Origin of the sequence: Actinoplanes sp. NBC_00393 (assembly GCF_036053395.1) — a bacterium.
Lineage (GTDB): Bacteria > Actinomycetota > Actinomycetes > Mycobacteriales > Micromonosporaceae > Actinoplanes.
This window is the reverse complement of record NZ_CP107942.1, coordinates 10,036,518-10,055,771: the sequence shown is the minus strand read 5'-3', so window position 1 is coordinate 10,055,771 and position 19,254 is coordinate 10,036,518. Positions and strand designations below refer to the sequence as shown.

The 19,254-nt window shown below is 69.5% G+C and carries 15 protein-coding genes and 2 tRNA genes; 4 read left to right on the top strand and 13 right to left on the bottom strand.

What is annotated here, in order from left to right; all coding sequences use genetic code 11:
* Positions 1 to 6 precede the first annotated feature (6 nt).
* Entirely contained in the window at positions 7 to 867 is an 861-nt protein-coding gene (locus tag OHA21_RS46700) for a GDSL-type esterase/lipase family protein (RefSeq protein ID WP_328478958.1), read from the bottom strand.
* Between the two features lie 149 nt (positions 868 to 1,016).
* Entirely contained in the window at positions 1,017 to 1,934 is a 918-nt protein-coding gene (locus OHA21_RS46695) for a glycosyl hydrolase (RefSeq protein WP_328466607.1), read from the bottom strand.
* A gap of 74 nt (positions 1,935 to 2,008) precedes the next feature.
* Here OHA21_RS46695 and OHA21_RS46690 point away from each other — a divergent pair, with 74 nt between their 5' ends.
* Positions 2,009 to 4,093 (top strand): bifunctional polysaccharide deacetylase/glycosyltransferase family 2 protein, encoded by a 2,085-nt coding sequence (locus tag OHA21_RS46690; protein WP_328466605.1) that lies wholly within the window; start codon positions 2,009 to 2,011, stop codon positions 4,091 to 4,093.
* 52 nt (positions 4,094 to 4,145) lie between these two features.
* Here OHA21_RS46690 and OHA21_RS46685 read toward each other — a convergent pair whose 3' ends face one another.
* On the bottom strand, positions 4,146 to 5,657 hold the full coding sequence (locus OHA21_RS46685; RefSeq protein WP_328466603.1) for a M1 family metallopeptidase: 1,512 nt from the start codon (positions 5,655 to 5,657) through the stop codon (positions 4,146 to 4,148).
* A 90-nt stretch (positions 5,658 to 5,747) separates the two neighbouring features.
* Positions 5,748 to 7,211: a glycosyl hydrolase gene (locus OHA21_RS46680; protein ID WP_328466601.1), complete on the bottom strand. Its 1,464-nt coding sequence runs from the start codon at positions 7,209 to 7,211 to the stop codon at positions 5,748 to 5,750.
* 168 nt (positions 7,212 to 7,379) lie between these two features.
* Here OHA21_RS46680 and OHA21_RS46675 point away from each other — a divergent pair, with 168 nt between their 5' ends.
* Positions 7,380 to 8,402: a hypothetical protein gene (locus tag OHA21_RS46675; protein ID WP_328466599.1), complete on the top strand. Its 1,023-nt coding sequence runs from the start codon at positions 7,380 to 7,382 to the stop codon at positions 8,400 to 8,402.
* Here the strand turns inward: OHA21_RS46675 and OHA21_RS46670 are convergent.
* Both OHA21_RS46670 and OHA21_RS46665 read right to left on the bottom strand, forming a co-directional pair.
* Complete coding sequence (locus OHA21_RS46670; RefSeq protein WP_328466597.1) at positions 8,386 to 9,540, bottom strand: hypothetical protein; 1,155 nt, start codon at positions 9,538 to 9,540, stop codon at positions 8,386 to 8,388. The genes OHA21_RS46675 and OHA21_RS46670 overlap by 17 nt on opposite strands.
* Before the next feature lie 17 nt (positions 9,541 to 9,557).
* Complete coding sequence (locus tag OHA21_RS46665) at positions 9,558 to 11,570, bottom strand: prolyl oligopeptidase family serine peptidase (RefSeq protein WP_328466596.1); 2,013 nt, start codon at positions 11,568 to 11,570, stop codon at positions 9,558 to 9,560.
* Positions 11,571 to 11,725: 155 nt separating this feature from the next.
* Between OHA21_RS46665 and OHA21_RS46660 the strand changes: the two genes are divergently transcribed.
* Positions 11,726 to 12,718: an endonuclease/exonuclease/phosphatase family protein gene (locus tag OHA21_RS46660; protein WP_328466594.1), complete on the top strand. Its 993-nt coding sequence runs from the start codon at positions 11,726 to 11,728 to the stop codon at positions 12,716 to 12,718.
* 222 nt (positions 12,719 to 12,940) lie between these two features.
* Here OHA21_RS46660 and OHA21_RS46655 read toward each other — a convergent pair.
* From OHA21_RS46655 to OHA21_RS46640, 4 genes are all read right to left on the bottom strand, one after another.
* Positions 12,941 to 13,014, bottom strand: a tRNA-Ile gene (locus OHA21_RS46655).
* A gap of 47 nt (positions 13,015 to 13,061) precedes the next feature.
* On the bottom strand, positions 13,062 to 13,235 hold the full coding sequence (locus OHA21_RS46650) for a hypothetical protein (RefSeq protein ID WP_328466592.1): 174 nt from the start codon (positions 13,233 to 13,235) through the stop codon (positions 13,062 to 13,064).
* 23 nt (positions 13,236 to 13,258) lie between these two features.
* On the bottom strand, positions 13,259 to 14,521 hold the full coding sequence (locus OHA21_RS46645) for an NAD(P)/FAD-dependent oxidoreductase (RefSeq protein ID WP_328466590.1): 1,263 nt from the start codon (positions 14,519 to 14,521) through the stop codon (positions 13,259 to 13,261).
* A gap of 230 nt (positions 14,522 to 14,751) precedes the next feature.
* Positions 14,752 to 14,824: transfer RNA gene (locus OHA21_RS46640), tRNA-Asn, on the bottom strand.
* Between the two features lie 207 nt (positions 14,825 to 15,031).
* On the opposite strand from OHA21_RS46640, the gene OHA21_RS46635 reads away from it, so the two are divergent.
* On the top strand, positions 15,032 to 15,367 hold the full coding sequence (locus OHA21_RS46635; RefSeq protein ID WP_328466588.1) for a hypothetical protein: 336 nt from the start codon (positions 15,032 to 15,034) through the stop codon (positions 15,365 to 15,367).
* 60 nt (positions 15,368 to 15,427) lie between these two features.
* Here the strand turns inward: OHA21_RS46635 and OHA21_RS46630 are convergent, their stop codons facing one another.
* The 3 genes from OHA21_RS46630 to OHA21_RS46620 form a co-directional block, all read right to left on the bottom strand.
* Positions 15,428 to 16,435: a sugar phosphate isomerase/epimerase family protein gene (locus tag OHA21_RS46630; protein ID WP_328466586.1), complete on the bottom strand. Its 1,008-nt coding sequence runs from the start codon at positions 16,433 to 16,435 to the stop codon at positions 15,428 to 15,430.
* Positions 16,436 to 16,609: 174 nt separating this feature from the next.
* The gene (locus tag OHA21_RS46625; RefSeq protein ID WP_328466584.1) at positions 16,610 to 17,500 is read right to left on the bottom strand and encodes a sugar phosphate isomerase/epimerase family protein; all 891 of its coding nucleotides are present in this window, start codon (positions 17,498 to 17,500) and stop codon (positions 16,610 to 16,612) included.
* 559 nt (positions 17,501 to 18,059) lie between these two features.
* Positions 18,060 to 19,253 carry a Gfo/Idh/MocA family protein gene (locus tag OHA21_RS46620; protein ID WP_328466582.1) on the bottom strand — a complete coding sequence of 398 codons (1,194 nt, stop codon included), beginning with the start codon at positions 19,251 to 19,253 and terminating at the stop codon, positions 18,060 to 18,062.
* Between the last annotated feature and the right edge of the window lies 1 nt (position 19,254).

The following is a 19,254-nucleotide window of genomic DNA, read 5'->3' as shown; positions in this document are numbered from 1 at the left end:
TGGCTCTCACCAGCCGAATCGGCTCGGGAAGACCACATCGGCCAGTTCGTTCTGGCCCTCGACGTTGGGGTGGAAGTAGTCGACCTGGTTCACCAGGTCCAGCGAGAAGCGGACCCGGTGCGCCCGGCCGCCGTCCCACCGGCAGCGCTTGCCGTAGGCGCGGCACGCCTTGCGCAGCTGCTCGTTGTACGCGTCGATGCGGTCCCGGACCTGCCGGCGCCGCTGCTCGTCGGCGTCCGCCGTGGAGGTCGGCGCGGCCAGCATCGACGGGCAGATCCCGCCCTGGCTCCAGACCCGGGTCGCGCGCTCGTTGTCGCGGCCCAGCTCCCACAGCCGGTAGAGGTCCGGGATGCTGACCACCAGCACCCGCGACTTGGGCAGCCCCCGCTTCAGCCGGGCCAGCCCGCGATCGACCTCCTTGCGGAACTGGGCGGCCGATGTCATGTTCCGCACCGAGCCGGCGCACGCGTCGTTCGCTCCGATCAGGACGGTCACGTACTGCGCCTTCACCTCGACCGCCCGGGTCGCCTGCCCGGCCAGGGCGTCGGCCTCGGCGCCCGGCTCGGCGAAGTTGCTCGCCTCGCCCTTGATCTTCGGGTTGTCCTCGAGAATCCGCCGGTAATGGCTGTCCACGGCGGAACTGGTCCCGGTCGACCAGGAGTTGCGGCTGCACGCGACGAAGGCGAAGCAGCTGCCGAACCCGGCGGTGATCGAGTCACCGAGGGCGGCCATCGAGGACGGCAGCGCGGTGGCCGGCCTGGTCGTCGGATCATCGGTCGGCTCCGGCGTGGCGCCGCCCGCTCCCTCGCAGGCCAGCGCGAGGACCGCGAGCAGGGCCAGGGCGACGAGGTGCCAGCGGCGGAACATCATCCTCCCGGTATGTCGGGGAGCATCGACCCCGGCACGATATGTCATCCGCTGCCCGATCGTCGAACAAATGATCACGCTGAGCGATTGTCGGCACGCTTTCCGTCATTTTTCGCACAGAGGTCACTGACTGTCGCCATAGGCCGCGCTCAGACTGCGTTCCTAGCTTTCCCGGCGTGATCCTCGAAAATGGTGAAGAGCTCCGTGAACGCGTACTCGTCCTGGCTGATGCCACTGCAGGCGCCGCTGAGCCGGCCGTCGGCGCAGTCGCCGTTGTCCCGGTTGACCGACCAGAACCGGACGAAGCCCAATCCCTGTTCCTGGGCGTAGGTGAGCACCGTCCGGGCCGCGTCCAACGTGGTCACGGGCCCGGTGTCGTTGACTCCGAGCATCGGGGTGACGCCGAGCATCGGGGCGATCTCGCGCTCGGGCCAAACTGTCGCCAGATCGGCCTGGACCGCACGGATGGCCTCGACCATCGCCGTGCCCCAGTCGCCGTCGTAGTCGAAGTTCATCGTCATCGCGTTCACCGTGACCTCCAGGCCGGCCCGCTTCGCGCTGCCCAGCAGGGCGAGGCCCGCCTCGGTGAGACCGGCGCCCTCGACCGGCAGGGTGAGGCTGATCGCGGTGTCGCGGCTCTGCTGCAGGCTCGCCAGGGCCGCGGTGACGAGGTCCGGGTCGACCTTCTGCTCGATGTCGACGTCCAGGTGGTTGCTGCCGGTGGCGTCGAGCACCTCGGCGTACGCGATGGCCAGCTCCTCCGCCGAGCAGACGCTCTCCAGGTAGGTGCCGGTGGCGCCCCCGGTGGCGACGATCACCTCGCCGCCGATCGCGGCGATGTCAGCCGGCGCCGCCGTCTCCCCCAGCCCCAGGGTCCCGCCCCACGTCGGCGTGCACGAGCCCGCGCTGTCGGCCAGGACGAAGGCGAGCGTGAAGTCGGTGAGTCCGGTTCTGCGGTGGATGTCCTGGATGTTCGCGGTGCCGCTGACAACGTCGACGTAGGGCGCGACCACCGGACTCTCGCGGGCTGTGGCGTCGGCCGTGCAGCCGCTGACGAACAAGAGCACCGCAATAACGAGACTTATCAGCTTCATTCGCGAAGAGTTGCGCTTCTTTCTGTCACGAGCCTGAAAGGCATCATGTGAAACGCTGGCTCGTCCTCGCCGTACTGATCAGCCTTTTCGCCAGCATCCTGATGGTGAACGGTCTCGTGCAGGGCGAGTTCACACAGGACGGTGCGATCGAGTCGACGTCGCAGACCAGTCAGGTGCCGGACGAGGCGCTCACTGGCGGGCCGATCATCCAGACCGACGGGAGCACGACGACCACGGTGGCGGCCGGGGACAAGCAGATCGTGCTGACCTTCGACGACGGGCCGGATCCGGAGTACACCGCGGAGATCCTGGAGGTGCTGGCGGAGTACGACGTACCGGCCACCTTCTTCATGATCGGCTCGGAGATCAGCAAGTACCCGGACCTGGTCCGCCAGGTCGTGGACGAGGGCCACGAGATCGGCATCCACACCTTCACCCATCCCGAGCTGTCCGGCCAGAGCGACTGGCGGCGCACTGTCGAGATCGAGGAGACGCAGCTGGCGCTCGCCGGCGCGGCCGGGGTGACCAGCGTGATCTTCCGGCCACCGTACTCGTCGACGGTCGCGGCGCTGGACGACACCAACTGGGCCGTGATCGAGGAGATGGGTGAGAACGGCTACCTGACCGTGGTGAACGACCTGGACAGCCGCGACTGGGAAGCCGGCGTGACGAACGAGGAGATCGTCGAGGCGGTCACCCCGGAGAACGGCGAGGGCGCGGTCCTGCTGTTCCACGACGGCGGCGGCGACCGGTCCGGCACGGCCGAAGCGCTCGCCACGGTCATTCCGGCCCTGCAGGCGCAGGGTTACACGTTCACCACGATCGCGGCGCTCACCGGTATGGAGACGGTCAACCCGGTGGCGACGACCGGGGAGCACCTGCTCGGGGCGAGCCTGGTCGGCGCGGTCCGGATCGCCCGCGACACCACGGTCTGGTTCTCGGCGCTGCTGCTGATCCTCGGCGCGCTCACCGTGGGCCGCCTGGTGTTGATGCTGGTCATGGGCCGCCGGCACGCCCGGCGGTCCCGCTCGGGGACCGGTTGGGGTACGCCGTACACGGAACCGGTGACCGTGATCGTGCCCGCCTACAACGAGAAGGAGTGCATCGCCGACACCGTGCGGTCCCTGGTGGCGAGTACCCATCCGATCCGGATCATCGTGGTCGACGACGGGTCCACCGACGGGACCGCGGAGATCGCCGAGTCGCTCGGACACCCGAACGTGACGGTGCTCCGGCAACCGAACAGCGGGAAGCCGGCGGCGCTGAACGCCGGCATCGCGGCGGCGGACACCGAGGTCGTGGTGATGATGGACGGTGACACGGTGTTCGAGCCGGACACCGTACGCCTGCTCGTGCAGCCTTTCGCCGACGCCTCGATCGGCGCCGTCGCCGGGAATGCCAAGGTGGCCAACCGTGGCGGGCTGCTCGCCGCCTGGCAGCACATCGAGTACGTCGTCGGATTCAGCATCGACCGTCGCGCGTACGACGTGATGCGCTGCATGGCCACCGTGCCCGGCGCCATCGGCGCCTTCCGCCGGGACGCGCTGCGGCAGGTCGACGGCCTCAGCGACGACACCCTGGCCGAGGACACCGACCTCACCATCGCCATCATCCGGGCCGGATGGCGGATCGTGTACGAGGAGCAGGCGCGCGCCTGGACCGAAGCGCCGACCACGATGCCGCAGCTCTGGCGCCAGCGATACCGCTGGAGCTACGGAACGATGCAGGCGATGTGGAAGCACCGCCGCGCCCTGTTCGAGAGCGGCGCCGGTGGCCGGTTCGGCCGTCGCGGCCTGCTCAACCTGGCCCTCTTCCAGACCCTGCTCCCGTTGCTCTCCCCACTGATCGACGTCTTCGCGCTTTACGGCCTGCTGTTCCTCGACCCGTTGCAGACCCTGCTCGCCTGGCTCGCGATGCTGGCCGTCCAGGTGATCAGCACCGTCTACGCGTTCCGCCTGGACAACGAGAAGTTGCGGCCGATCTGGCTGGTTCCGTTGCAGCAGTTCGTCTACCGCCAGCTGATGTATCTCGTGCTGATCCAGTCGGTGCTCACCGCGCTCGGCGGCATCCGCCTGGGCTGGCAGAAACTGCGCCGCACCGGCGGGCTGAACGCCCTGGTCGGTGACCGCTGAGCAGCACCGCCCGGTCAGCGGTGGGCGGGTTCTCCGCCCACCGCTTCCCCAGTCAGTGCCGGTGCAACAGGTCGTGCGTCTCGCTGATCTTCGCCCACGACTTCGGGGCTGCCGGAGCCGCCTTGCGGGCCAGCGTCGCGGCACCCGCCACCGCCGGCTTCGACGGGGTGAAGAGCCAGGCCTCGAAGAGCGCGTCCAGGTCCTCACCGGAGATCTTCTCGGCCAGGGCGGTGAACTCCGCGGTGGTCGCGTTGCCGTACTTCTGCTCGGCGGCCCAGGTCCGGACGATCTCGAAGAAGTCCTCGTCGCCGACGGCCACCCGCAGCTGGTGCAGGGTCATCGCGCCGCGGTCGTACACGGCGTCGCCGAACAGCTGCGGCACCCCCGGGTCGGCCGGCGCGGTGGTCCAGATCGCGGCGTCATCGGGGTACGTCGCGTACAGATAGTCGAAGATCTCCTGCGCGGTGCCCTCCTCGTTCTTCTCCGACCACAGCCACTCCGCGTAGCTGGCGAAGCCCTCGTTGAGCCAGATGTGCTTCCACTCGGCGACCGAGACCGAGTCACCGAACCACTGGTGCGCCTGCTCGTGCACGACGACCGAGGTGTTGGAGCCGCGGCGGAAGAAACCCGCCGCGTACGTCGGCCGGGTCTGGTTCTCCAGCGCGAAGCCGAGCGTGTCGGGCGGCGCGACCACTCCGCCGAGCGCCTCGAACGGGTACGGCCCGAAGACCGTCTCCTCCCACTCGGTGATCTCGGCGGTGCGCTCGACGCTGGCCTGCGCGGCGTCCCGGAAGTCCTGGCTGAGCAGCTGGGAGTAGGCGTTGTAGATCGGCAGACCGCCCTCGCTGGTGTCGGTGGTGACGTCGTACTGCCCGACGGCGAGGAACGTCAGATAGGTCGCCTGCGGTTTCACCGAACGCCAGCTCCACCGGGTGTAGCCGAGCGTCTCGCGGACCGGCGGACGCGGCATGACACCGTTGCTGATCGCCTCGAGGCCGTCCGGCACCGAGACCGAGACGTCGAAGGTGGCCTTGTCGATCGGGTGGTCGTTGCTCGGGTACCACCACCAGGCGATCTCCGGCTCGCCGATGGCGAGGGCGCCGTCCGGCGTACGGATCCAGGCGGTGTATCCGGCGCCGACCTCGGTCGACGGCGTGCCCGAATACTGCACCACGACGGTCAGGGCGCCGCCGTCAGCGACCGGGCGGGCCGGGGCGACGACCAGCTCGTGCTCGCCGACCCGGGTGAAGGTGGCGGGACGGTTGTTGACCCGCACCGACGAGACGTCGAGCAGGAAATCCAGGTTGAAGCGGCTGAGATCCTGCGTGGCGGTGGCCAGGATCGTGGTGGTGCCGGTGAGCCGGTCGGTCGCCGGGGTGTAGCGCAGGCGAATGTCGTAGTGGGAGACGTCGTACCCACTGTTGCCGTAATCCGGGTAGTACTCGTCGCCGACTCCGGGTCCGCCCGGGGCCGGCGCGGCACGGTGGTGCGGCGCGGCAACGGGAACGGGCGTGGCCTGAGCGGCCACGCCCGTTCCGGCGATGGTCAACGCTGTGGCGGTCATTGCCACGAGCAGTCTTCGCACGGTCGAACTTCCCTTCCTAGGTCGGGGTGTTCCCCGGTCAACCTATCGAAGGATGTCGAACAAGTTGTGTCAGGACATCGCCACATCGTCGAACCAGACAGTGCCGGTGTTGTCGCCGGACTTGAGGTGCAGCTGGACGCTCGTCGCACCGGCCGGGGCGGTCGCCTCGACGACCAGCTTGGTCCAGCTGGTGTTGCCGGCCGGCAGGCGGTTGGAGAGGTTCTGGCTGATCCACTTGCCGTTGACGTCGAACCAGCTCAGGGCGATCTCGGTGGTGCCGGTGGCGGCGATGCCGCGGGCGAACGCCTCGGCGCGCCACTTGTAACCGGCCTGGACCGGGGTGATCGGCGCGGTCACGACCGACGGAAGACCGGCCGAGGTGCGGGTGGTGCCGGAGAAGCGGATCGACTTGGCGCCGTTGCGCGGCATCTCGGAGGTGACCACCCCGGCGCCGGCCTGCGGCTGGTTCTCCCGCCACGGCGAGTCGATCTCGGCGGCCTCGAAGCTCAGGTTCAGGAAGCTGTTCGGCATGGTGCCGGTGGTCCAGGCGGTGCGGACGACCGAGGCGGCGAGCTTGGCGGAGCCGTCGGCCCGGTAGAGACCGAACTTGTACTGGGCCGGCATCGTCGACACGGTCGAGTTGCTGGGGATGGCGCCGTTCGCGAAGTCGTTCAGCGTCCACGGGGCCACCGAGCCGACGCCCGCCTCGGTGGCGGCGCGGAACACCCGGGCCAGGTACGCGGCCTGCTCGCCCTCGCTGACGACCGCGCTGCTGACCCCGGTCTCACCGATCACGATCGGGGACGGCGCGACCGCGGCCTGGGCCTTGCGGATCTCGGCGAGCGAGCGCTCCGAGTTGCCGTAGAAGTGGAAGTCGTAGTAGTCCAGCGGGGTCGAGGTCAGCGAGGACTTGATCTTCGCCATGCCGGCCGCGCCGGTGGCGCCGTCGACCGAGAGCGTCAGCGGCATGGTCGGGGCGGCGGCGCGGATCGCCGGGATGACCTCGCGGACCCAGGTGACGGCGGCGGTGTCGTTCGGCTGGAACTCGTTCTTCACCTCGACCGCGATCACCCGCGGGTCGTCGGCGTACGGGGCCAGCACGGCGTTCGCCCAGGCGATGCTGTTGGCCACGTCGGAGTACCCGGCCCACCAGTCGAAGAGGGTGAGCTTGACGGAGAGGCCGTTCGCCTCCGCGATGCTGACGAACTTGCGCAGCTTCTCGGTGTACTCGACCTTCGGCTGCGGGTAGCCGAAGGCCTGCGGGAAGACGATCACCCGTACGTTGTCCGCGCCGAGGGCGGCAGCCTTGGCCATGTCCTGTTCGATGCGGGTGGCGTTGAAGCCGGTCCACATGGCCGACCAGCCCGCGTCGGACGGGTAGTAGTTGAGCGACTTGGCGGCCGTGACCTCAGCCATCCGGCTCGCGATGGTCGGCTCGGCGGTGGTGGCCGCCTGTGCCTGCGAAACCGGCAGCACCATGCCCGCCAGGAAGGCGAACATCAGAACGAAGACACGAACGCGGGTGCTGCTCATGCAGGATCAGGCCAATCGCTTGGTTGCTTTTCGGGGGTGGCCTTTCATTCGGCGGGTTTCACCTGGGTTGCAGGGCTTGGCTGATGGCAAGCAGGTTGCAAAACGGGAGCGCCGCCCCTGGCACGGCCGGAGCTGAACCCGGCAGGCGGCAACGGTGTTCACCCGGATATGCACACCTACCAATGGCCGACGTACCCACCCGCCGACTACCACCAGTACGGGCCGGACGCGGCGATCGCGGTGACCATGAAGTACTCGCGGCTCGGCTTCCTACTCGGACTGTTCACCCCGGTCCTGGTGGTCGACGGCCAGCCGGTCCCGGCACACTGGCGGCAGCCGATCGTGACGCCGGTCGTCTCCGGTCAGCACCACGTGCACGCGCACGTGCCGTACCTGCTCCCCCGCCGCATCGGCCGGGCCGACCTGGTCGTCACCGCGGTGCCGGGCCAGACAGTCGAGCTGGAGTACCGCGCGCCGCTCGTCGTCTTCATGCGGGGCGCACTCGGCGCCGGCCCGCAGAAGTATCCCGGGCTGGCGCTCTCCATCGTGCTGATGGTCTTCACCCTGCTGCTGGCGCTCTGCTCGATCGGCGGCACCCTGGCGATGAACCGGTACGCCGCCGTCTCCCTCGGCACGCTGCCGTCGGACTCCGCGCGGCCCATCCCGGAGCTGCCCGGTCTGCCGCCGTCCGCGCCGGCCCTGCCCAACCTGCCGGAACCCGAGGCGGAGCAGCCTGCCCGGCGGCTCACCGGCGCCACCTTCGAGGCCGGGGACGAGACGCTCACCATGCGGTTCCAGGACTGGCCGTTCACGTTCCGGACGCCGCCCACCTGGGACTGCCTCGGCGCTCGTACCGATCTGCCGGACGCCACGGCGTACATCTGCACGGACGGCGGGAAGCGCCTCGCCGTGATGCTGCGTGCCTGCGCGGCGCCCTGCGGCGCCGCCCAGATGAAGACCCTCACCGGGAACTGGTTCCGGGCCGGCGAGAAGCCGCGCCGGTTCGACGCCACCACGAAGTACCTCGAGGCCTCCAACCGGAGCCGCTACCAGCTGGTGATGAGCCACTTCTTCGCCGAGGACCGCGGCGACCAGCCACAGTGGCAGGTCGCGCTGGACGCCACCGCGCCGGCCAAGGACCGCGCCGACGTGCAGAAGATCGTCAACGACATCCTCAGCCGGACTTCCTGACCGACCGGGCGCCGAGGAAGAAGATGCCCGGTTGCCCGGCGGTCTCGAAGCCCGCACTGCGATTGCGACGGAGCGTGGAATTGCGCACGGTCATGATGCCGGTGCGGTCGTTGCTCACGAAGAACACCGCACCGCCGCCCTCGGCCGCCCGGTTATTCTCGATCACGGTCCCGTCCAGGGTGAGCGCGAACCGGTTGCCGTCCAGGTAGATGGCGCCGCCGCTGCCCCCGCCGGGAGTGCCGGCCCGGGCCGGGTTCGCACCCGTGCCGACCGCCTCGTTGTCCTCGAAGCGGCTGTTCAGCACCGTCCAGGAGACGCCGATGCTGCTCAGCGCCCCGCCGTTCGAGCAGACCCCGCCGGTGAAGGTGCTGCCCACCACGTACACCGGGTCGTCGCCACCCTGGTCGAGCACGCGTACCGCCGCGCCGCCCAGATCGGGCCCGGCGCGATCGCACCGGTTCGCGGTGAACCGCGAGTTCAGGATCCGCAGATGCCCACCGCGTACGAAGATCGCGCCGCCGCCACCGCCCTCGGCCGCCTCCCCCGTGCTGTCCCCCTTGGTGAACGCCATGTTCTGGATCGTCAGCCGAGGCGTGTCCTGATCCTGGCAGTGCGAGGTGGTCCAGCCCTGCGCCTGGTCACACGTGTTCTGGTAGAGGATCCGATGCTTGCCGCCGCCGGACAGCGTGACCCGGCCGCCGCCGTCCAGCACGACCTTGGCGCTGGAGTTGCGTACCTTGGCGGTCCTGGTCATTTCGATGGTGACCGGATCCGGTCCGCAGTCGAAGGTGATGATGCCGCCCGCCGTGACGGCCCGGACGACCGCGGCTGAGGTGCAGCTCTGCGGACTGCCGTCGCCGACCGTCCGGGTCGGGCGGCTGGTGTCGACCGGTTTCGCGGCGGCGGGGATGGCAGCCCGGCCCTTCGGATTGCCCGGCTTCGGCAGCGTGCGTGGCGGTTTGCTGGTACTGCTCCGGACCGGCTCGCTGCTCGGTTTCGTGGTGACTTGCGCAGGCACGCTCGGCGCCGGCACGCTCGGCGCCGGCACGGCAGCGGGTTGCGGCTCGGGGCCGGCCTGGCAGCCGGCCAGCAAACCCGCGCTGAGCACGGCAGCAACAAGGGTCCGGCGACGCAGCATCGGCAGATGGTACGCGCTCAGCGCCCCAACTCGCGCCAGAGGAACTCATAGATCAGCGCCGAGATCGTCGCGCTCTGCTCGTTGTCGGCAGCCGCGCCGTGACCGCCCTCCACGTTCTCGTAGTAGGACGTCCGGTAGCCGTACTCGCGCAGCAACGCCGCCATCTTGCGGGCGTGCCCGGGATGCACGCGGTCGTCCCGGGTCGAGGTGATCAACAAAACCGGAGGGTACGGCTGACCCGGCCGAACATTCTGATAGGGCGAGAACTCGCGCAGGTACGCCCAGTCCCCCTCGACGTCCGGATCGCCGTACTCGCCGATCCACGACCGGCCGGCGAGCAGTTTCGTGTAGCGGCGCATGTCGAGCAGCGGCACCGACGCGACCACCGCCCCGAACAACTCCGGGTAACGGGTCAGCATGACGCCCATCAGCAGCCCGCCGTTGCTGCCACCGGAGATCCCGAGTTGCGCCGGCGTCGTGATCCCCCGCGCCACCAGGTCGGAGGCGACCGCCGCGAAGTCCTCGTAGGCCCGCACCCGGTTCTCCCGCAGCGCAGCCCGGTGCCACGCCGGACCGTACTCACCGCCACCACGGATGTTCGCCAGCACGTAGGTGCCGCCGCGGGCGAGCCAGCCACGCCCGAGGACGCCGTTGTAGCCGGGAGTCATCGGGACCTCGAACCCGCCGTACCCGCTGAGCAGCGTCGGCCCGTTGTCTGCTCCGCCCACCACGAAATAGGGAACACGCGTGCCGTCAGCGGAGACGGCGAAATGCTGGCGGACCGCCATGCCGTCCGTCGCGAAGAACGTGGGCGCCTGCTTGAGAACCGCGGCCGGCCCGTCGACCGTCCCGAGACTCAGGGTCGCTGGCTGCAGGAAGCCCGCCGAGGAGATCAGGTACGAGTCGTCGTTGTCCGGGTCGGTGTCGACGATCCAGGTGTGGTCCAGCTCCGCCGCCCCGGCCACCGGCCGGCTGCGCCAGCCGTCCGGACCCGGCGTGAGGGCCCGCACGGTGGTCCGGACATCAGTCATGGTGACGAGCAGCAGATGGTTGCGCGTCCAATGCCAGGAGCTCAGCGACGTACGCTCGTCCGGCTCGAACAGCACGGTGATCTCCTGCTGCCCGTCGAAATCCGTCACGAGCAGCGCCCCGGCCGGGTACGTCACCTCACCGACCGTCCACGATGACCGGAGCTGAACGAGCAGCCAGTCCCGGTGCACGTCGATCTCGGCGTCCTCCGGCACCTCGATCCGCACCAGCGCCCCGGTCGCCGTCCGCAGGAACTGCTCACCGCGGTAGAACTCGATACGCCGGACGACGAGGTCCCGCTCGTACCCCGGCGTCGACTGATGCCCCGCACTGACCAGGACGTCGTCCACGTCCCCCGCGAAAACCAGCTCGGCCTCGGACAAGGGCGTGCCACGCCGCCACCGCTTGACCACCCGCGGATAGCCGGACGAGGTCAGCGACCCCGGCCCGAAGTCGGTGGCCACGAAGATGTGGTCCACGTCGATCCAGCTGACGTCGCTCTTCGCCTCGGGCAGCGTGAACCCGTCCTCGACGAACACCCGCTCCCGCAGGTCGAACTCGCGCACCACCCGAGCGTCCGCGCCACCCCGGGACAGCTTGATCAGGCAACGGTCGTACCCCGGCTTCAGCACGGTGACGTCATGCCACGTCCAGTTCTCCCGCTCCGCCACGTTGAGCGCATCGACATCCAGCAGAACGTCCCACTCCGGCTCATCCCGCCGGAACTGCTCGAGCGTGGTCCGCCGCCAGATCCCCCGGGGATGATCAGCGTCGCGCCAGAAGTCGTAGTAGAAGCCGTCCCCACGCCACCCCGGAAACGAGATCCGGTCCTTGCTGTCGAGCACTTCCCGAACCGCATCCCTGACCCGGCCGAACCCGGGCTGAGCCGGCGCTTCCAACGTCTCGGCGTTGCGCTCGGTCACCCACCTCTGCGCCTGCGGCGCATGAAGATCCTCGAGCCAGAGGTACGGATCATCAGCTTCCCGGTCCAGCGCAGCCACCTCCGCTCGCGATCACTGCCTCGACGATGGCACCATCCCTCGGCCATTGCCACCGATTCTGCTCTCGTTGATCAGCCGTCGGCACCCGGGCGCTTGACTCCGGACCCCCCGAGATAAATTGACGCTTCGAAAATCTTGAATAACGGGGAGTTTCAATGCGTCTGAACAAACGGATCGCGGTGGCCGCCGCGACCATGCTGCTCGCGGTCGGCGCCGCCATCACGCCGGGAGCTCCGGCCTCGGCAGCAGTGAACGTCAAGTACAACGTCTGGGTGTGGAACGTCGCCGGCGCCAAGCTGCACGGCGGCAGCACCACCAACGGCCTGATCGACGCGGCCGCAAGCTCGATCAAGAACCGGGCCGCCGACTTCGTGGCGTTCAACGAGATCTGCGAAGGCCAGTACTACGCGCTCATCGCCCGCCTGCGCGAGCTGAACTACCCGACCGACGACAGCAACTTCGCGCGATTCACGCCCAGCTCGAACACGGAAGGCTGCGCACCCGGCGCGGGCAACACCCAGCCGTTCGGCAACGCCGTGTTCAGCCGGTTCCCGCTGGGCGGCGCCCAGCGCTGGACGCTGCCCTCAGACACCGGGCCCGAGGCGCTCAGCCTGACCTGTGTGGCACCGACCGCACAGCCGAAGATGCACTTCTGCACCACGCACATCTCGACGAACAACGACACGGCGCCCAACGGCAAGAAGTACAACGAGAACCAGCTCGACTTCGTGCTGAGCAAGATGGAGGCCTACAACAGCGCCGGTGACACGGCCATCATCGGCGGCGACTTCAACGCCCAGCCGAACTACGGCCGCCTCAACAACTGGTACTCGCCCACGCTGAACATCGCCAACAACAACGGCAACACCGGCGCGTACCGGGAACTCGACGACAACGACTCGGGCAACTGCCTGGGCTACGGCGAGTGGACCGCCACGGGGACGCCCGGCGCCACTCCGCCCTGCGGCGGCCTGGGCAAGATCGACCTGATCTTCGCCCGGAAGAACCGGCTGGTAGGCGCCTACAGCAGCGACTCGCTGAGCATCTCGACAGCCTGCTCCGGCGTTGCGGGAACCTCGGCGTACCCGGCCGGTTCCTGCTCCGACCACCGCATCGTCACCGGCACAGCCACCGTCTCCATCGGCTGATCCCCGAGGTCGGGCGCGACCGGTCCGGTCGCGCCCAGCCGCGCGGCGCAGTGAACGCCCGGCGAGGTCTGCGCGGCCCGGCAGTAACGCCCGTACCGCCCCGAAGCAGCAGGCCGAGGCCGCGTCCTCATAGGTAGGCCGGACGTCGTACCACCTGTCACCGGCTCGCCTGGGGCGACCACCGCAACGTGGGGTCCGGGGGTCGCTCCCAGGCAGGTACCGTGGGCCGGGCGGGACTCGAACCCGCGACCGAGGGATTATGAGTCCCCTGCTCTAACCCACTGAGCTACCGGCCCGTACCGGCGGCGATCCTATCCCGTGCCCCGCTCCGGCAGCTAGCGATCTACCGCGGCACCAGGGAATTCGGTTGCAGGATGATCTGGCGGCGGGGATCGGAGACGAAATCCGGCGGCTGCAGATCTTCGATCCGCGGTAGGCCTTCGTCGCCGACCGAGGGCTCCTCCGGTCCGTCCTGCGTGGTGAATTCGGCGTAATTCTCCGGGTTGAGATCGCTCATGACGCCCCTTAAGAACCTAGAACCTAGACCCCGGCCCGGGCGCCGAGTGACGCCAGGACTGATCCGGCTGCGCGCCAACCGCCGGCCATCGCGCCTTGGCTGGAAGGGCTGTCGCGGTGGTCGCCGGCTACGAAGAGGCCGTCGCCGAGGTGGACCGGCTTGCGGAGCCGGGCCTGGGGGGCGTTGGCCGCGGGCAGCGCCTGCGGGACGGTGACGACGTTGAGCAGCTCCCAGTCGTCGGTCGGCGCGCCGTAGATGCGGGCGAGTTCCACCCGGATGACGGTTTCGGAGGCGCTGGAGGGCGCCGAGACGCCGACGACGGTGGCCGCGATGAGGCTTTTGCCGCTGGGGGCGTATTCGGGGGCGGCGTTGCTCATCACGACGGTGTTGGCGATGATCTCCCGGCGGTCGCCGTCGAGCAGCAGGATCGGCTCGTCGACGGGTGCCCGGTCGGCGCCGAAGTAGAACGTGGTGAGGCCGTGCACCTCGGGGCGCGGCAGCCGGGGCAGCAGGGCGGCGGCGGTGAGCGGGTCGGTGGCGACGATCACGGCGCGGCAGCGGATCTCGCCGCCTTCGGTGACGACCATGCCGGGCCCGATGGACAGGGTGCGGGCGCCGATCAGCAGCTGCGGGAAGGGCAGCGGGCCGGCGATCGCGGCGGGCAGGGCGGCCATGCCGGCTGCCGGGACGCCGATCCGGCCGCGGGTGAAGGAGCGCAGCACCATCGCGGCGACGTGGCTGGACGTGTCGAGGGTCCGGTCGGCGAAGACGCCGGAGAAGAACGGCCGGAGCACCTCTTCGATCATCCGGTGCGAGAGCCCGGCGTTGCGCAGCATCTCCTGCGTGGTGGTCTCGGGCGTGTCGAGCAGCCGGTCGACCGGCAGGGTGGCGCACCGGGTGGCGAGGGCCGCGAACTTGAGCCGGTCGGTGAAGGTCCCGACACCGGAGGTCAGGGTCTGCGGGGTGGCGAGCGGGTCGCGCAGCGGGTTCTCCAGGCGGTGCAGGCCGCCGCCGCGGCGCACCAGCACGCCGGAGGTGAAGTACCGCAGGTCGAGCGCGTCCACGTCGACCAGCGCAGAGAGCCGCGGATAGGAGGTGTTGAGCACCTGGAAACCGCGGTCCATCCGCCAGCCGTCGAAGACGTCGGTGGCGACCCGGCCACCGAGCCGGTCGGATCCTTCGACGAGGAGCCATTCGACGCCCGCGCGGTCGAGCCGCCGGGCAGCGGACAGCCCGGCGAGCCCGCCGCCGACGATGACGACGTCCACCTCAACCGGCTGCGACATGAACACCTCACAGATTGCAAGCAACGCGAGACTCAGCGTAACCACGCATGTGCGACCTGGGAGGCGAAAGGCTCAGGGGCCACAAGATCAAAAGAAGCGGGGGTACGCGCGACGCGCTCCCGGTCGACAAGGATCACATCGACGCGTACCCGTAGGTTCACGTAGAGTCAGCCGAAAGCGGGCCCGCACAAACAGAAAATCCCAGGTCATCAGACCTGGGATCCGGAGAGCTCCCCGAATTGGACTCGAACCAATAACCTGCCGGTTAACAGCCGGCTGCTCTGCCAATTGAGCTATCGGGGACTGCTGCACTGCTCCTGCCGCCGGGCTTCCCTGGCGACGGAGAACAGACTACATGACCATCCGGGCGCCCCACCAACGGGATACCCCCGGCGGGTCGTGCCGGGATGACGTGTGTGCGAAACCGGCGCCTGGGGAGTATCGGTCCGCCAGGATGGGTATGCACCCCCGCAGACGCATGCGCGTCATCGAACGGAAGGAGCCGCCATCATGCGCGGAAAGCTGATGTTCCTCACCGGTCTCGCGGCGGGCTTCGTCCTGGGCAGCCGTGCCGGCCGGGAGAAGTACGAGGAGATCCGGGCCAACGCCCAGAAGGTCTGGAGCCACCCCACGGTCCAGGAGGCCGCCGGTGTCGCCCAGGCGCAGGCGAACAAGCTGTACTCCGAGGGCAAGGACAAGCTCCAGTCGTCCAAGCTCGGTGAGAAGCTGCAGACCACCAGCACGACCAGCGGCACGAGCTCGGACAGCACGGACGAGCTGCTGGCGCCCAGTGACACGCTCGCCGGGTCGAAGAGCACCAGCACCGGCACCGGCACCACGTACTGACGCCGGTTTCGCCGCAGGGCCGCTCCGCTGTCGCGGGGCGGCCCTGCGGCGCGTCGTGGGTCAGGAGTTGGAGGAGAAAGCGGCGTCGAACGCGGCGGCCGGCGCGTCGAAGGCGAGCCCGCGGACGAACTTCAGGGCTTCGGGAGCGCCGACGAGCCGGTCCATCCCGGCGTCCTCCCACTCGATCGAGATCGGGCCGGCGTACCCGACGCTGTTCAGCGCCCGGAAGCAGTCCTCCCAGGGCACGTCGCCGTGGCCGGTGGAGACGAAGTCCCACCCGCGCCGCAGGTCGGCCCAGGCCAGGTGGGAGCTGAGCCGGCCACGCCGGCCGTCACCGGTACGCACTTTCGCGTCCTTGCAGTCCACGTGGTAGATCCGGTCGTGGAACTCGAGGATGAAGTTGACCGGGTCGAGCTCCTGCCAGACGAAGTGCGACGGGTCCCAGTTCAGCCCGAAGGCGGGCCGGTTGCCGATCGCCTCCAGGGTCCGCCGGGTGGTCCAGTAGTCGTACGCGATCTCGCTGGGGTGCACCTCGTGCGCGAACCGGACGCCGACCTCGTCGAAGACGTCGAGGATCGGGTTCCACCGGTCGGCGAAGTCCTGATATCCCCGGTCGATCATCTCGGGCGGGACCGGCGGGAACATGGCCACGGTGTGCCAGATCGACGAGCCGGTGAAACCGACGACGGTCTGCACCCCGAACTTCGCGGCGGCACGGGCGGTGTCCTTCATGCGTTCGGCCGCGCGTCCGCGTACCCCCTCGGGTTCTCCGTCTCCCCAGATGGCCGGCGGCAGAATGCCGCGGTGACGCTCATCGATCGGGTGGTCGCAGACCGCCTGGCCGACCAGATGGTTGGAGATCGCGAAGCACTTGAGGTTGTGCTTGGCGAGCTGCTCGTGCTTGCGCTCGACGTAGTCGTCCTCAGCGAGCGCGCGGTCGACCTCGAAGTGATCGCCCCAGCAGGCGATCTCCAGGCCGTCGTAGCCCCACTCGGACGCGAGCCGGCAGACTTCCTCGAACGGCAGATCGGCCCACTGGCCGGTGAAGAGCGTGATGGGTCGTGCCATGGTTCCTCCCTCGGGGCTGGTGTGGCCGGCCGGCGAGGGAAACCGGCCCACGAGGCATCGTCGCAACAGCGGTGACCGGGCCGTGCAGGTTTGCGCCTCCCGCTCGGCCCACCGGTCGCAGCGGTGGCCCCACCGCGACTCTACGGCGGCACCGGCGGGCAGCGAAAGCCTCGATCAGGGCGCGGCGCAGGGCTGCTGTTCCGGCACCAGGCCGATGGCGGTCAGCTCCGCCACGACGTACGCGAGGTCGTCCGCCGCCTGCTCATCGCCGCCCGGGGTGTCAAGATCCACGTACTCGGTCCGGGCGGTGTCGGCGGCGAGCAGATGCCGCAGGACCGGCTGCCAGGCGCCCGCCGGGTCGGTGATCCGGGCGGTGATGACCGAGAGGCCGGCGTCGGTGAGCCGGTCGATGCCGTCCGCCGGGTCCGGCCAGTCACGCAGCACGGTCGTCAGGTCCAGGCAGACGCCGAGCCGGTCCTTGTCGACCCGGGTGAGCGCGGCGACGGTCTGCTCCGGACTGTCCAGAACCGAGCCCGGGCCGGGCTGGAAGCCGGCGCGGACCGCACGGCCGACCCGCCAGGCGAGGTCGGCGAGACCGCCGGAGAGCCGGCGCAGGTTGCGGGCGACGGCCTGCTGCCGCGCCTCGTCCCAGTCCTCCCGACGGCCGAGACCGCAGGTGGCGACGGCGCCGCGAACCTCTTCGAAGGGCAGCAGGTCGACCAGGATCCGGGCCAGGTCGACGGTGTGCCGCAGGCGGGCCGGCTCACTCCAGTCGGGGGCCGGCTCCGCGGCGCCGGGCACCCCGCTGAGCGTGACCACCTCCAGGCCACGAGCGTCCAGTTCGGTACGCAACCGGCTGCGGGCCCGCCCGTCGTCAGCGAGATCGGCAGCGAGTGGGTACGGCAGCCGGAGCGCGACCCCGAGTGTGCCGCTGCCGAATCGGCTGCGCAGCGCGGATGCGGCGGCGTCGAGGCGCTCGACGGCGGCGGTCAGCGACTCCGCTTGATTTAGGCTGATGCCACAACTCAGGTGCACGATCCGGCCGGAGGGATGTCGCAGCCGCATCAATAGCCTCCCCGGACGAGGTCACCCGTGCAGGTGCACGTGCATTCGCTCGTGCTAACGCTTCCAGTATGGACCATGCAGGCGGCGGTCCTAGATCGACCGACGCCACGGGACCGGGGTGCCATTGCCGCCTCCATCCGTGGAAGTCTTGCCCTCGGATACGAGCGTGCGGCGTGAGACGGATCACCGGCGCACCTCCCGTGCGACCGGTGAGCGGCCAGGACATCAAATAAAGCTGCCTAATACATCGGCCGACACCGATGCCTTAGCCCGCGGTGACCAGCGGGTAGCTTTCCCTGCGACCTCCGGGAAAGGCCTTTCCGGGCTGGAACTGCGTTCATGTTTTGCACAAACGGACACGCAACCGCCGAACGGCGTGTGCGTTCGCCGCGTGCCGCAGCACGCCGAAGCGGGTGCGCGGGCAGACCCGCCCGCGCACCCGCATCACCCGCCGTGGACCGGCCGGCGTGGGGCGCAACCACACCGTCCCTCACCGATCCCGGCGGACGCATTCGCTGCTGGTTAACAGGGCTGCTCTCAGAGCCGGCAAGCAGCCCTGTTAACCAGCTGGACTTGCCTCCAGGGCGGACTCGACCTCTGTCCAGGCACCGCCGGCGGCGGAGCGCTCGACGGCGTCCAGGACGAGTTGCACCTGCAACGCGTCGGCGAACGACGGCGCCGGGTCCTGCCCGGTCGCGATCGCCTCGATCAGGTCGCGGACCTCGTGGGTGAAGGAGTGCTCGTAGCCGATCAGGTGCCCGGGCGGCCACCACGCCGCCATGTACGGGTGCTCCCCCTCGGTCACCAGGATCCGGGTGAAGCCCTGCTCGGCGGCCGGCTGAGTGGCGTCGTAGACCTCCAGCTCGTTCATCCGCTCGAAGTCGAAGGCCAGCGAGCCCAGCGAGCCGTTGAGCTCCACCCGCAGCGCGTTCTTGCGGCCGGTGGCGAAGCGGGTCGCCTCGTACGTGGCGACCGCTCCCCCGTCGAGCCGGGCCAGGAACAGCGCCGCGTCGTCGACCGTGACGTCCCCCAGGGTGGCCCCGTTGCCGGCGGCGGAGAGCCCGGACGAGGCCGACGGCAGCGGGCGGGACCGGACGAACGTCTCTGTCAGCGCCGACACCGCGGTGATCGTCTGGCCGGTGACGTACTGGGTGAGGTCGACGATGTGTGCGCCGATGTCGCCCAGGGCCCCCGAACCGGCGATCTCCTTGCGTAGCCGCCAGACCAGCGGGAACTGCGGATCGACGATCCAGTCCTGGAGGTAGGACGCCCGCACGTGCCGGATGGTCCCGATCCGGCCGGCCGCCACGAGCTCGCGCATCAGGGCGACGGCCGGGACCCTCCGGTAGTTGTAGGCGCACATTGCGCGTACCCCATGGGTTTGTGCCCGGGCTGCGGCCGCGGCCATCTCGCGTGCCTCGGCCACCGAATTGGCCAGGGGTTTTTCGCAGAGCACGTGCTTGCCGGCGGCAAGCGCGGCGAGCGCGATCTCGGCGTGGGTGTCACCCGGGGTGCAGATGTCCACCAGATCGATCTCGTCGCTGTCCACCACCGACCGCCAGTCGGTGGTGTGCCCGTCCCAGCCGAGCTTCGTGGCGGCGTCCGCGACCTGGTCCGCGGAACGCCCGCACACCACCGACATCCGTGCGCGGAGCGGGAGGTCGAAAGCGTGATTGACAGTTCGCCAGGCCTGCGAGTGCGCGGCCCCCATGAACGCGTAGCCGACCATGCCGACTCGCAGGTCCTGCGACATG

Bases quoted from the DNA above. Each gene is read 5' to 3' on its own strand.
- OHA21_RS46700 (WP_328478958.1), bottom strand. From the start codon at position 867: ATGTTCCGCCGCTGGCACCTCGTCGCCCTGGCCCTGCTCGCGGTCCTC.
- OHA21_RS46685 (WP_328466603.1), bottom strand. From the start codon at position 5,657: ATGACCGCCACAGCGTTGACCATCGCCGGAACGGGCGTGGCCGCTCAG.
- OHA21_RS46680 (WP_328466601.1), bottom strand. From the start codon at position 7,211: ATGAGCAGCACCCGCGTTCGTGTCTTCGTTCTGATGTTCGCCTTCCTG.
- OHA21_RS46675 (WP_328466599.1), top strand. From the start codon at position 7,380: ATGCACACCTACCAATGGCCGACGTACCCACCCGCCGACTACCACCAG.
- OHA21_RS46670 (WP_328466597.1), bottom strand. From the start codon at position 9,540: ATGCTGCGTCGCCGGACCCTTGTTGCTGCCGTGCTCAGCGCGGGTTTG.
- OHA21_RS46660 (WP_328466594.1), top strand. From the start codon at position 11,726: ATGCGTCTGAACAAACGGATCGCGGTGGCCGCCGCGACCATGCTGCTC.
- OHA21_RS46650 (WP_328466592.1), bottom strand. From the start codon at position 13,235: ATGAGCGATCTCAACCCGGAGAATTACGCCGAATTCACCACGCAGGAC.
- OHA21_RS46645 (WP_328466590.1), bottom strand. From the start codon at position 14,521: ATGTCGCAGCCGGTTGAGGTGGACGTCGTCATCGTCGGCGGCGGGCTC.
- OHA21_RS46635 (WP_328466588.1), top strand. From the start codon at position 15,032: ATGCGCGGAAAGCTGATGTTCCTCACCGGTCTCGCGGCGGGCTTCGTC.
- OHA21_RS46630 (WP_328466586.1), bottom strand. From the start codon at position 16,435: ATGGCACGACCCATCACGCTCTTCACCGGCCAGTGGGCCGATCTGCCG.
- OHA21_RS46625 (WP_328466584.1), bottom strand. From the start codon at position 17,500: ATGCGGCTGCGACATCCCTCCGGCCGGATCGTGCACCTGAGTTGTGGC.
- OHA21_RS46620 (WP_328466582.1), bottom strand. From the start codon at position 19,253: ATGTCGCAGGACCTGCGAGTCGGCATGGTCGGCTACGCGTTCATGGGG.